The organism is Planotetraspora phitsanulokensis, from assembly GCF_016863295.1.
In the GTDB taxonomy this organism is placed as follows: domain Bacteria; phylum Actinomycetota; class Actinomycetes; order Streptosporangiales; family Streptosporangiaceae; genus Planotetraspora; species Planotetraspora phitsanulokensis.
The window spans coordinates 95,374-108,063 of the sequence record NZ_BOOP01000007.1 but is presented as its reverse complement, the minus strand read 5'-3'; the positions used below and the strand labels follow the sequence as shown (position 1 = coordinate 108,063).

11 protein-coding genes are annotated in these 12,690 nt (G+C 72.0%); 8 read left to right on the top strand and 3 right to left on the bottom strand.

Annotated elements, in window-relative coordinates:
- Positions 1 to 162: 162 nt before the first annotated feature.
- The gene (locus Pph01_RS09515) at positions 163 to 1,473 is read left to right on the top strand and encodes an LVIVD repeat-containing protein (protein ID WP_204072725.1); all 1,311 of its coding nucleotides are present in this window, start codon (positions 163 to 165) and stop codon (positions 1,471 to 1,473) included.
- Between the two features lie 19 nt (positions 1,474 to 1,492).
- Here the strand turns inward: Pph01_RS09515 and Pph01_RS09510 are convergent, their stop codons facing one another.
- The 3 genes from Pph01_RS09510 to Pph01_RS09500 all read right to left on the bottom strand — a co-directional run bounded on the left by Pph01_RS09510 (position 1,493) and on the right by Pph01_RS09500 (position 4,862).
- Positions 1,493 to 4,156, bottom strand: a complete 2,664-nt coding sequence (locus Pph01_RS09510) for a YfhO family protein (protein ID WP_204072633.1) — start codon at positions 4,154 to 4,156, stop codon at positions 1,493 to 1,495.
- A gap of 243 nt (positions 4,157 to 4,399) precedes the next feature.
- The gene (locus tag Pph01_RS09505) at positions 4,400 to 4,627 is read right to left on the bottom strand and encodes a hypothetical protein (protein ID WP_204072632.1); all 228 of its coding nucleotides are present in this window, start codon (positions 4,625 to 4,627) and stop codon (positions 4,400 to 4,402) included.
- Positions 4,614 to 4,862, bottom strand: coding sequence for a DUF6400 family protein (locus Pph01_RS09500; RefSeq protein ID WP_204072631.1), 249 nt, complete (start codon positions 4,860 to 4,862; stop codon positions 4,614 to 4,616). The genes Pph01_RS09505 and Pph01_RS09500 overlap by 14 nt, the downstream gene beginning before the upstream one ends.
- Before the next feature lie 182 nt (positions 4,863 to 5,044).
- On the opposite strand from Pph01_RS09500, the gene Pph01_RS09495 reads away from it, so the two are divergent.
- From Pph01_RS09495 to Pph01_RS09465, 7 genes are all read left to right on the top strand, one after another.
- Complete coding sequence (locus Pph01_RS09495; protein ID WP_239116556.1) at positions 5,045 to 5,548, top strand: 2Fe-2S iron-sulfur cluster-binding protein; 504 nt, start codon at positions 5,045 to 5,047, stop codon at positions 5,546 to 5,548.
- Positions 5,545 to 6,543: an FAD binding domain-containing protein gene (locus tag Pph01_RS09490; protein ID WP_204072630.1), complete on the top strand. Its 999-nt coding sequence runs from the start codon at positions 5,545 to 5,547 to the stop codon at positions 6,541 to 6,543. Before Pph01_RS09495 ends, Pph01_RS09490 begins: the two co-directional genes overlap by 4 nt.
- Positions 6,540 to 8,639, top strand: a complete 2,100-nt coding sequence (locus Pph01_RS09485; protein WP_204072629.1) for a xanthine dehydrogenase family protein molybdopterin-binding subunit — start codon at positions 6,540 to 6,542, stop codon at positions 8,637 to 8,639. The genes Pph01_RS09490 and Pph01_RS09485 overlap by 4 nt, the downstream gene beginning before the upstream one ends.
- Before the next feature lie 77 nt (positions 8,640 to 8,716).
- The gene (locus Pph01_RS09480; protein WP_204072628.1) at positions 8,717 to 8,941 is read left to right on the top strand and encodes a hypothetical protein; all 225 of its coding nucleotides are present in this window, start codon (positions 8,717 to 8,719) and stop codon (positions 8,939 to 8,941) included.
- A 126-nt stretch (positions 8,942 to 9,067) separates the two neighbouring features.
- Complete coding sequence (locus Pph01_RS09475; protein WP_239116551.1) at positions 9,068 to 10,090, top strand: N-acetylglucosamine kinase; 1,023 nt, start codon at positions 9,068 to 9,070, stop codon at positions 10,088 to 10,090.
- On the top strand, positions 10,087 to 11,577 hold the full coding sequence (locus Pph01_RS09470; protein ID WP_204072627.1) for a glycoside hydrolase family 3 protein: 1,491 nt from the start codon (positions 10,087 to 10,089) through the stop codon (positions 11,575 to 11,577). The genes Pph01_RS09475 and Pph01_RS09470 overlap by 4 nt, the downstream gene beginning before the upstream one ends.
- A 114-nt stretch (positions 11,578 to 11,691) precedes the next feature.
- Positions 11,692 to 12,627: a MurR/RpiR family transcriptional regulator gene (locus tag Pph01_RS09465; protein ID WP_204072626.1), complete on the top strand. Its 936-nt coding sequence runs from the start codon at positions 11,692 to 11,694 to the stop codon at positions 12,625 to 12,627.
- Positions 12,628 to 12,690: the final 63 nt, after the last annotated feature.

The following is a 12,690-nucleotide window of genomic DNA, read 5'->3' as shown; positions in this document are numbered from 1 at the left end:
CGTACAAATTCCTGTTCGGGTGACGAACTGGTGATATTTCGTCTGCCCGGACGCGTGCGACCAAGGAGGGGTACCTGCGTGTTGTCCAACCTCCGCAGAGGCGGTCCGGTCGGCCGCCTCCTCGTTCTGGTGGGCGCGGCGGCGGCGATCGCGCTGCCTGCGATGCCCGTTCAGGCCGCGGACATCCCGGGAACCGATGAGATCGTCATGAGCTCGAACGTCGAGCACGTGACGAACGTCCCCAAGCCGGCCGCCATCGCGGCCACCATCAACACCGACATCGCATTCCAGGGCAATTATGCCTATGTCGGTAACTATGGCGGTTTCTCCATCTACGACATCAAGAACCCAAAGAAGGCGAAAGCGGTCAGCTCCGTCGTCTGCCCCGGTTCGCAGATGGACCTGTCGGTCTACGGCGACCTGCTGTTCGCCTCGGTCGACTCCTCACGTAACGACGACTCCTGCGCCAGCACCGGGCAGCCGGCGTCGGTCAAGGAGTCGTGGGAGGGCATCCGCATCTTCGACGTCAGCGACAAGACGAACCCGAAGTACATCAAGTCGGTCGAGACGAGCTGCGGTTCGCACACCCACACGCTGGTTCCGGACAAGAAGCGGAACAACGTCTACCTGTACATCTCGTCCTACAGCCCGTCGGCGAGCTTCCCCGACTGCCTGCCGCCGCACGACAAGATCTCGATCGTGAAGGTGCCGCTGAAGAACCCGACGTCCGCGTCGGTGGTGGCCACCCCGGTCGTGTTCCCCGACGGCGGCAACGAGACCCAGCCGGGCCTGCTCATCCCCACGAGCGGCTGCCACGACATCACGGTCTACCCGGAGAAGGGCATCGCGGCCGGCGCGTGCATGGGCGACGGCGTGCTGTTCGACATCCGCAACCCTGAGCAGCCCAAGGTGACGGCCCGCACGACCGACCCGAACTTCGCGTTCTGGCACTCGGCGACGTTCAACAACGAGGGCACCAAGGTCGTCTTCACCGACGAGCTCGGCGGCGGCGGCGCGGCGACCTGCAACGAGGCCATCGGCCCCAACCGGGGCGCCGACGCGATCTACGACATCGTGAAGGGCAAGCTGGTCTTCAAGAGCTACTTCAAGATCCCCCGTTACCAGGCGGACACGGAGAACTGTGTCGCCCACAACGGCTCGCTCATCCCGGTCAAGGGCCGCGACATCATGGTCCAGGCCTGGTACCAGGGCGGCGCGTCGTTCTGGGACTTCACCGACTCCGCGCACCCGAAGGAGATCGGCTACTTCGAGCGCGGTCCGGCCGCCGAGGGCTCGGGCGGGTTCTGGTCCGCGTACTACTACAACGGCTACGTCTACGCGAGCGACTTCAACCGCGGCTTCGACGTCATCAAGATCGATGACCGTCGGACCGATTCGGCGAGCAAGGTCCGCGTGGACCGGCTCAACACGCAGACCCAGGGCTCGTACCCCGAGCACGGCCACGGGCACTGACGGTAACAGGCTCCGCTGATCACGCAGGGGCGGCGCCCGAGGCCACGGCGGTCTCGGGCGCCGTCTCTTCCCGTCTGCGGCGTGCACGCCGCAGGAAGAACAGGCCGATCCAGAGCGCGGCCGCGCCGAGCACGGTGCTCCCGGTGATCGTCAGCCCGATCTTCAGCCCCGGCGGCGTGAACGAGCAGCTCACCCGGGTCGTCTTGCCGTCCAGCGGCACGGCGACCAGCCCGAGGAAGCTGCCTGCGGGCCGGGCCCCGGCGCTCCCGAGCGCGCAGGTCCATCCTCTGATCGCCGGTACGGCCATGACCGCGGTTCCCGTGCTGCCGGCGGGCAGCGTGGCGTTGACGGTGTGCCCGGAGACCTCGACGCGGGTGGCGCCGGTGCTCCGGAGACGACTCACCGCGTCGGCCAGGCGTGCGGTGTCCAGGCAGGCGATGGGGTGGTCCGGCACGGCCCCGCGATCCATCGGCCGGAGTTTGACCTTGACCCTTCCCGTCGCGGGAACCGTGCCCAGCCACTCGATCGGCGCCCGGTTCCGCCCGGCGGAGCCGGTGAGCCCGACCCGGATCCCACTGTCCACCAGCGAGGCGCCGCCCGCGTAGTCGGGGGCGTACAGGTACACCTCCTGGCCGGGAGCGCAGGCGGCGAACAGGTTGTACGGATAGGAGCGGGGGGTCGGGTCGGGAACGGTCTCCAGCGGCCCGGTCGTGCCGATGACCGTGCCGTCCTTGCGCTCGTAGCGCACCTCGGGAACCGTGTAGACGGACGTGCCGAGCAGCAGCTCCTGGTTGCGGAACGGAGACGCGCCGTACCGCGGCGGCGGGCGGAAGTCCGGCCGCACGGTCACCAGCGGGGCGACCTGCCGCCGGGTCAGGGTCACGTCGGCCTGGTCCCCGCCCCGAGACTGCGACGCGCCCGTCACCGTCGAATGGGCCCGCGCGGCGATCGAGAACACCGTGTCCGTCACCGGATTGTCGAGGCTCTTGGGCGACCTGCCCCGGGAGATCCAGCCGTAGCCGAGGTTCTCGAGCATCCCGATCAGCGTGACGGAGGTGAAGCTGCTGTAGTAGGCGGACCCCTCGCCGCCGACCAGTTGCGGATCGTTGCCGGTCACCCTGGCCTCGCCCGGGTCCGTACGGTAGGACGGCCACGCGTCGGCGGAGGCCACGGCCGCGCGCAATCGCTCGTGCCAGGTTCCCCAGGGGGCGTAGTAGCCGAGGGCCGCCTGGCGCTTGGTGTCGACGTCGGCGACGTTGGCCGCGGTCTCGGCCGTCTGCGCCGCCGCCACCAGGACGAGCAGGACGCCGGAGGTGATCCGCCACGTCCGCCGGCCGATCTTCTTCGCCAGCGCCAGCACGCCGTACAGGACGGCGCCGACGGCCGCGACCGCCCAGGTCCACTGGAGCATCTCCGGGGCGGCCTTCTCCCAATCGGAGGCCACCCAGATCGTGAGACCGAGCAGCGCCGCGCCTCCCGCCAGCGCGTAAGGCTTCGGCATGCCCCGGGAGAACGACGTCCATCCCGCAACGACGATCATGCCGCACAGAACGAACGCCTCACGGTAGGCGCTGCCGTTGGGGGTCGTGTAGGCGTACCAGATCCGGACGGTCGGCTCCCACAACATCGAGGCCGCAACGGCGACGATCGCCACCGTCCAGGCGATCCGCGCACGCACCCGGACGGCCGGGTTGAACGGCAGCGTGAGCGCCGCGAAGAGCGCGAAGGTGCCCACGAAGATCGCAGGGGAGTTGAACTCGTAGCTGCCGGGGAGCAGCCGCCCGAGCATGGGGGAGACGCCGACGGAGGTGAAGGGCCGGGGAGTGACGGGCCAGGCGTCGGCGGCCGCGAGGTAGACCACCAGCGCGACGGGCGCGGCCACCCCCAGGCCGGCTCCGACGTACAGCGCGGCGCGCCCGGATCCGCGGAGTCTGGCCCGGAGGGGCGAGTCCTCGGTCGTCGCCCGGATGAGGAGCACGACGGTGGCGCCGATCATCGCGAAGGCGGCGGTGTAGAAGCCCGTGACCAAGGCGAACACCACGCACAGCGGGCCGAGCACCGGCCTGCGCCCGGCCATGGCCCACTCCCCGACGATGCACAGCAGGGGGAAGGCGATCAGGCCGTCGAGCCACATGGGGTTGTAGGCCGCGTCGGTGACGGCCCAGCCGCACAGGCCGTACGCGGCGCCGAAGACGGCCGCCAGGCCGGAACGGAACGGCCCGCGGACGCGGAGCCCGCGCAGGTACCAGGCCATGACGGCGGCGCCCGCCGCGATCTTGGCCGCGGTGATCACGTAGACGGCGAGGTCGACCTCGGCGCGGGGGAACAGCGCGACCAGGAGGGAGAAGGGGCTGGCCAGGTAGTAGAACACGTCGGGCAGGTAGCTGGAGCCGAACCCCGAGGCCCAGTTGACGATCAGGTCGCCGCGGGCGTGCCCGTGCAGCACGTCCCACCAGTACGCGTAGAAGGGGACGTACTGGTTGCCGAGGTCGCTGATGCTGCGGGACGCGGGCCCGAAGGGGAAGAACCCGGCGACGGCGTCGCCCGCGCAGAGCCCGGCGGCGGCCAGCAGCGCCGCCATGAGAGCGGCGGCCGATCTGCGGAGGACAGGGCGGCGGGCACGGTTCACCGTGAGGGAAGGGGCCGCGATCGCGGGCGTGCGGTCGAGTTCCTGCGTGGTCACGGATCCTCATGGCATGGGTGGGAATCGGCCAGAGGCACCCTAGCCGATCATGTTGACCTGCAGGTGAACACCGGATATCTCGCCGGCTCCGGCGAGATGATCTTCCTGCCCAAAGCCGTCCCACGCAGCCGTCCCACGCGACCGCTTCGCCCCGACCGTCGGCGCGGAACCGTCCCGCGCGACCGCGTCGCCCCTGCCGTCGGCGCGGAAGCGGCCCGCGCGACCGTCGGAGCCCGCCGCGGATCAGTGGTGGCGGGTGCCGTGCCGGAACCGGGTCTCGTGGTCCCAGAGGTGGGCGCAGCCGGGGCACTGCACGTGGAGGAGGCTCCCGCTGGTGCTCAGGAGGTAACGCCAATGGTCACGGCAGTTGCGGCCGGCTCCGCACTCCGCGCAGTCCTTGTCGTCGCGGCACCGGGGGCAGGGCACCCAGGCGCGGCGGCCCAGGTCGGCGTGGGGGTCAATCGGCAGCATGGCCGGGCCTCCGCCGGGGCAGCACGCCGGCGGCCACGAGCATGTCGTAGGTCTCCTGCTGCCGCGCGTCGAGATTCGAGTAGAGGGCGTCGTAGGCCTCCTCCTCCGCCCGCATGGCCTCCATCGGGTTCCAGTCGCTCCCGAGTGCGGTGACCACCTCGGCGCGGCGCCGGGCCTCCTCGAGGGTGAGGTCGATCTCGAACACGGCGTGTACGCCGTCGTCGTGCTGGGGCATGGGGTGCTTTTCCCATCCACGGTCGAAGTTTTATCCCGTCATGCACGATATATGGCCTTTTGGGGTAAATCGAGTGATTTTACTCGCGGGGGGAGGGCCATGCCGCGATACGCACGGCGGCAACTGGGTAAGGCACGCGCGTGAACGGCGAAGGAAACAGCGGTCCGGTCTTCGCGGACCCCATCACGGCCGACCTCATGCTGTCGGTCAACGGAGACGAGCACCCCGTCACGGTGGACACCAGGGAGACGCTCCTCGACACGTTGCGGGAACACCTGGATCTCATCGGAGCCAAGAAGGGCTGCGACCACGGCCAGTGCGGCGCCTGCACGGTCCTCGTCGACGGCAGACGGGTCAAATCCTGCCTGACCCTGACGGTGACGGTGGACGACCGGGAGATCACCACGGTCGAGGGGCTCGCCGTCGACGGCGCCCTGCACCCGATGCAGGCGGCGTTCGTCGAGCGGGACGCCTTCCAGTGCGGCTACTGCACCCCCGGCCAGCTGTGCTCGGCCGTCGCGATGGTGCGCGAGGTCGCCGACGGATGGCCCAGCGCGGTCACGGCCGACGTGTCGGGTCCGGTGGCGCTCGACGACGACGAGATCCGCGAGCGGATGAGCGGCAACCTGTGCAGATGCGGCGCCTACGTCAACATCGTCGCGGCGATCCGGCAGGTGGGCGCATGAGACCCTTCGCCTACGAACGCGCCGCCGACGTCCGGTCGGCGGTCGCCGCCTGCGCGGCAGGCATGGCCGACGGAGCCGGCGCCGTCTACCTCGGCGGGGGCACGAACCTCGTCGATCTGATGCGGCTCGGCGTCGTCTCGCCCGGAGTCCTCGTCGACGTCACACGCCTGCCCTTCGACGGGGTCGAGGAGACCGCGGGCGGCGGCCTGCTCATCGGCGCCGCCATGCGCAACAGCGACCTGGCCGCCCACCCTCTCGTACGGCGGCGCTACCCGATGCTGACCCAGGCGGTCGTGGCCGGAGCCTCCGGCCAGGTCCGCAACATGGCGACCGTCGGAGGCAACCTCCTGCAGCGCACCCGCTGCTCGTACTTCCAGGACGTGACCAAACCGTGCAACAAGCGGGCGCCAGGCTCCGGCTGCCCGGCGCGGAACGGCGACCACCGCAACCTGGCCGTCATCGGCCAGTCGGAGTCCTGCGTCGCCACTCATCCGTCGGACATGGCGGTGCCACTGGCCGCGCTGGGAGCGATCGTCCACATCGAGGGCCCGGGCGGCAGCCGGAAGGTGCCGATGCCCGGTCTCCACCGGCTGCCCGGCGACACGCCGGAGCGTGACACCGTGCTCGAACCCGGCGACCTCATCACCGCGGTCGAACTGCCGCCGCTGCCGTTCGCCGTCCGATCCCGCTACCGCAAGGTGCGCGACCGCGCGTCGTTCGCGTTCGCGGTCGTGTCGGTGGCCGCGGCGCTGGACGTCGAGGACGGCATGGTCAGGGACTGCAGGATCGCCCTCGGCGGAGTCGCCCACGTCCCCTGGCGCGCGGAACGGGCCGAGTCCGCACTGCGCGGCTCGCCCGCGACCGAGGCGGCGTTCGCCCAGGCCGCCGACGAGGAACTGGCCCAGGCGACCCCTCTTCCGCACAACGCGTTCAAGGTGCCGCTCGCCCGCAACGTGGTGGTCCGCACGCTGCTCGACCTCGTGGAGGCGTCATGACCACCGTCGCCGCGCCGTACTCCGGGACGGCCCTGGACCGGGTCGACGGCCCGGAGAAGGTGACGGGCCGGGCGAGGTACGCCTACGAGCACGCCCCAGACGACCTGGCCTACGCCGTGGTCGTCCAGTCCACGATCGCCAGGGGAGCGGTCCGCGTGGTCGACGCCGACTCGGTGCTCCAGCTTCCCGGGATCATCGCCGCGATCTGGCACGAGAACGCGCCCCGGGTGGCCCCGATCGAAGACGCGGAGCTCACCGTCCTTCAGTCGCCGCGGGTGGCGTACCGCGGTCAGGTGGTGGCGGTCGTGGTGGCGGAGACCATCGAGAGCGCCACCGAGGCGGCCCGGCTCCTGCGGGTGGACTACCAGGTTGAACCGCACGACGTCGAACTGCGCGCCGATCATCCGGGGATGTACCGGCCCGACCACGTCAACCCCGACTACGCCACGGACAGCGAACTCGGCGATCCCGAGGCCGCCCTCGGCTTCGCGCCCGTCGTCGTGGACGCGACGTACACCACGCCGGCGCAGCACCACAACCCGATCGAGCCGCACGCCACCGTCGCCGTCTGGGACGCGGACGGGCTCACGCTGTACGACTCCACCCAGAGCGCCTCGGCGGTGCGCGCCACGATCGCCCCACTGTTCGGCCTGCCGCCGGAGAGCGTTCGGGTGGTGTCGCCGTACGTGGGCGGCGGATTCGGGTCCAAGGGCGCCCCACACGCCCAGGTGGTGCTCGCGGCGCTGGCGGCCAAGCAGGTGGGCCGCCCGGTGAAGCTGGCCGCCACCCGGCGGCAGATGTTCGCCGTGACCGGCTACCGGACCCCCACCGTCCAGCGCGTACGGCTCGGCGCGGACGAGGAGGGGAGGCTGAGCGCGGTCGTGCACGAGGCGTTCGAGCAGACCGCCACGGTCAAGGAGTTCGCCGAGCAGACGACCGTCGTCACGCGGATGATGTACGCGGCTCCGCATCGCCGGACCTCGCACCGCCTGGTCCGGCTCGACGTGCCGGTCCCCACGTGGATGCGCGCGCCCGGGGAGACGCCCGGGATGTTCGCGCTGGAGTCGGCCATGGACGAGTTGGCCGTCGCCTGCGGGATCGACCCCGTCGAGCTGCGCGTCCGAAACGAGCCCACCGTCGATCCGGAGCGCGGACTGCCGTTCAGCTCCCGCAACCTCGTCGCCTGCCTGCGCGAGGGCGCCGCCCGGTTCGGGTGGGCGGGGCGCGACCCCGAGCCGGGCGTCCGCCGCAGGGGCCGGCAGCTGATCGGCACGGGGGTGGCGTCGTCGACCTACCCGGTCTACCGGTTGCCCTCCCAGGCCACCGCCCGGGCCGAGCCCGGCGGCGGCTTCACGGTCAAGATCGCCGCCGCCGACATCGGGACCGGGGCGAGGACCGTCCTCACGCAGATCGCCGCCGACGCGCTGGGCGTCGCGCCGGCCCAGGTGCGGATGGAGGTCGGGGACAGCGCGCTGCCCCGGGCCTCGGTCGCCGGAGGGTCGTCGGGGACGGCCTCGTGGGGCACCGCCGTCGTGCGGGCCTGCGAGGCGCTGACGGACGTCCTCCACCGCCGCGCGGGCGACGTGCCGCCGGGCGGCCTCGAGGCGAGCGTGGACACGGCCGAGGAGTTGCGGTCGCAGCGGCCGTTCTCCAGGCACGCGTACGGCGCCCAGTTCGCCGAGGTCGGCGTCGACCTCGACACGGGGGAGGTGCGGGTGCTGCGCCTGCTGGGGGCGTTCGCGGCCGGCCGGATCATCAACCCCAAGACCGCGCGGTCGCAGTTCATCGGAGGCATGACCATGGGCCTGTCGATGGCGCTGTTCGAGGAGAGCGTCATGGACGTCGAGTTCGGCGACTACCTCAACCGCGACCTGGCGCAGTACCACTTCGCCGCCTGCGCGGACGTCCGCGACGTCGACGCGTTCTGGATCGAGGAGGAGGATCCCGAGCTGAACCCGATGGGGTCGAAGGGCATCGGCGAGATCGGCATCGTGGGCACGGCCGCCGCCGTCGCTAACGCGGTGTACCACGCCACCGGCCTGCGGGTCCGCGACCTGCCGATCCGCCTGGACCGCCTGATCGGCGGGGCCGTGTGAGCAAACTCGCATAGAAAACAACCGGTTTGGGCACCCCCCGAAGTACGGGCCTCTGGCCCGAGTCGAGGGGGGGACCCATGACGGTGACAGCGGATCTGGCGAAGCTGCTCGATCGGGACTACGAGAACATGAGCCTGTCGGACCTGCTCAAGGCCCCGGTTCACGCGATGTCGGGCATCAGCGAGAAGGACGGCGAGCTCCTCAAGCAGGCCTTCAACATCAAGACGATCGGCGACCTGGGCCGCAACAGGCTCTTCCGGATGGCGGCGGACCTGGCAGACCTGGCCGACAACACCAGGTAACCCTGCACTCGAAGCCCGCGGGCCCGCATCGGGTCCGCGGGACGGGTCTTCTCCGTCACAGCACTCGTTGTAGAAAATCTTCGCTCTCTTGTAACTTGTCGGAAGGTATCTACGCAAGGGGCGGTCGTGACGGCTCTGTTCGTCGGTGTGGACGGCGGTGGTACGAGCACTCGCTGCGTCGTCGCCGGGGAGACCGGAGAGGTCGCCGGGCGCGGGCGTTCGGGCGGTGCCAACGTGCTGTCCGCTCCCGACCCGGCCGCCAGCCTGCTGGCGGCGCTGACCGCCGCGCTGGAGGGCCTCAACCGGTCACGGGTGGCCGGAGGCGTGTTCGGCCTCGCGGGAGTCGCCCGGGGCGAGGCGCCGGCCGTCCAGGCGTGGCGGGCCGCCGGGCTGCCCGGCCTCCCGGTGGTGGTGCCGGACGTGCTCGTCGCCTTCTGCGGCGCCACCCCCGAGCCCGACGGCACCGTGCTGGTCTCGGGGACCGGCGCGATGGCGGCCAGGATCCGGGACCGCGCCGTCGTCCGGCGCGCCGACGGCCTGGGGTGGCTGCTGGGCGATGAGGGCTCCGGAGTGTGGATCGGGCGACACGCCCTCACCCGCGCGCTCACGGCCCTCGACGGCAGGACCCCGCCGACCCTGCTGGTCGACCTGGTCGCGGCGGCCGTCCTCGGCCGCGCGGCCCCGGCCCACGAGCCCACCCCGGAATGGTCGCGGGAGCTCACCGCGCGGCTCATCGACGTCGTCTACGAACGGGTGGCGTCGAAGGGCGCGGCCTGGCTGGGCACCCTGTCTCCCGTGGTCGACGACGCCGCCAGGAAGGGCGACCCGGTCGCCGGCGACATCCTCGACGAGGCCGCGCACCGGCTGAGCCGTACGGCGAAGGTCGCCGGCCGCGACCCCGAGCGGGACGAGGACGACGGAGATGACTTCGGCGGCCCGCTGGTGCTGGCGGGCTCGCTGCTGACCGAGCCGACGGAGCTGGCGCGCAGGGTGCGGGCCGCGCTGGGGGAGCGGGCTCCGTGGACGCCCGCACGCGACGGGGCCGTCGGCGCTGCGGCGCTGGCGCTCAGGGCGGCTCTGCCGGCCGACCGGGCGCACGAGGCGCACGTGCGGCTGATCGAGCGCGTTCCGGTTCCGGAGGGACGATGAGAACGCGATCCCGCGAGCTCTGCCGGCTCGCGATGACCGTGCTCCAGCCGGGTTTCGAGGGGGCGGAGCCGCCGGACTGGCTGCGGCGGGCGCTCGCCGACGGTCTGGGCGGCGCCGTCCTGTTCACCCGCAACCTCGCCGACGCCGCGCAGACCGCCGAGCTGGTGGCCGCCATGCGCCGGGAGAACCCCGGCGTGATCGTCGCGATCGACGAGGAGGGGGGCGCGATCACCCGGCTGGAGGCGCGGACCGGCAGCTCCTGGCCGGGCAACCTCGCCCTGGGCGTCGCCGACGACGTGCGCGCGACCGAGCGGGTCGCCCGGCAGATCGGGCGCATGCTCGGCGCCGTGGACGTCACCCTGGACTACGCGCCCGTCGTCGACGTGAACGCCGACCCTCGCAACCCGGTCATCGGCGTCAGGTCGTTCGGCTCGGACCCCGAGCGGGTCCGGCGGCACACCGTGGCGTGGATCGAGGGGCTCCAGGGGGCGGGCGTGGCCGCCTGCGCGAAGCACTTCCCCGGGCACGGGGACACCGTGACCGACTCCCACCTTGTTCTCCCGGAGGTCCGGGCCTCCCGCGAGGTCCTCGAACGGCGGGATCTGCCGCCGTTCCGTGCCGCGATCAAGGCCGGTGTGCGAGCGATCATGTGCGGCCATCTCCTCGTGCCCGCCCTGGATCGCTCTCCCGTCACGATGAGCCGCGCTGCGCTGACCGGCCTGCTGCGGGAAGAGCTCGGGTTCGGAGGCCTCGTCGTCACCGACGCCATCGAGATGCGCGCGGTGGCCGCGCTTCACACCGCCGAGGAGATCACCGTCCGGGCCCTGGCGGCGGGCGCGGACGCGATCTGCGTGGGCGTCTCCTCGCCGGGCGGTGAGAGCGTTTACGCGCTCCGGGACGCGATCGTCTCCGCCGTCCGCGAGGGGCGCCTGCCCGAGGGCCGGCTGGCCGAGGCCGCGGGCCGGGTGCTCGACCTCGCCCGGTGGCACGCGGACCAGGCTCCCGCCAGGGCGGCGGCCGCCCGCGACGTGGACGAGGGCGTCGGCCTGAAGACCGCGACGGCCGCCCTGCGCGTGATCGGCACCCCCTCCCGTCCGGTGCTGAAGGTCGCCCCGCTGGTCGTGGAGATGGCCGCGCGCCCCAGCCAGGCCGTGGGACGGGCCGCGCCGGTCTCCTTCGGCGCGGCGATCGGCGAGATCATGCCGGGGACCCTCCTCGCGGAAGTGGCCGAGGGAGACGACCTCCCCGACCTCACCGACGTCCGCCGCCCGGTCGTCCTCGTCGTGCGCGACGCCAACCGGCACGAATGGATCCAGCGGTCGATGGCACGAGCCCTGGAGGTGCGCCCCGACGCCGTCGTGGTCGAGACGGGCGTGCCGGGCACCCCCGCAGGCGCCGTGTACCTCGCCACCCATGGCGGCTCCGCGGTGTCCGCGCGCGCGGCCGCCCGCCTGCTGACCGCCATCCGCCCGCAGGAGTCTGCCTGACGCTCCCGTGCCTCCCCGGCCCGTGGGACCCGGCAGAACCCCGTCACGACCCTCCGTTCCCCGTAACCCCTCCACCCCCGATTCCCCCGTCTCACCCTCCCCAGAAGGAGCCCCATGAAGGAGCCCTCAGCAGGCGGACCCGCGTCCGCGAACCTCGTCGCCACGGTGCGCGCGGTGCTGCCCTCGCTCACCCCCGCCGGGCGCTCGATCGCCAGGCTGATCCTGGACGACCCGGCCACGGTCGCGAGGAGCACGATCACCGAGCTGAGCGAGGCCTCGGGCACCAGCCAGGCGACGATCGTGCGGACCGCCCGCGCCCTCGGATTCACGGGATACTCCCAGCTGCGCCTGGCCCTGGCCGCGGCGTCGGCGCGCGAACGGCCGGACCGGCTGGTGCCGGGAGACCTCGCTCCAGGCGACCCGCTCGCCGACGTCATCGCCAAGGTCGCCAGGGCGGAGTCGGAAGCGCTGGCGGACACCGCGGCGCAGCTCAGCCCGGAACTGCTCGGCCCGGTCGTCAAGGCCGTGGCGGACGCCCGGCGGGTGAGCGTCTACGGCGTGGGGGCGTCGGGCCTGGTCGCCGCCGACATGGCGCAGAAGCTGCTGCGGATCGGCGTCTCCGCCCATGCCTTCACCGACGTCCACCTCGCTCTCACGGCGGCGGCCGTGGCCGGGCCCTCGGACGTCTCGATCGGCGTGAGCTGCACCGGGGAGACGCCCGACGTGCTCGAGCCGATGCGGACGGCCCGGCGGGCGGGAGCGGCGACGGTCGCGATCACCAACAACCCCCGGTCGTCGCTCGCGGAGACGGCCGAACACGTGCTCGTGTCGGCCGGTCGCGAGACGGAGTTCCGGCCGGGCGCGCTCGCCAGCCGCATCAGCCAGTTGCTCATCGTCGACTGCGTCTTCGTCGGCGTCGCGCACCGGACCTTCGAGGCGTCCGAAGGAGCTCTGAAAGCCACCAAGGGAGCGCTGGATCGGTTCCTCGAGGACACCCGTCACCGCCATCGCCAGACGTCTCCGCAGGTGGGCGGCCTGGGTAAAAATTAACTTCATGAGTACGTCCATAGACGGAAAAAATTGACGCTGCCGCCGGGCGCCCGTATTGTCCAG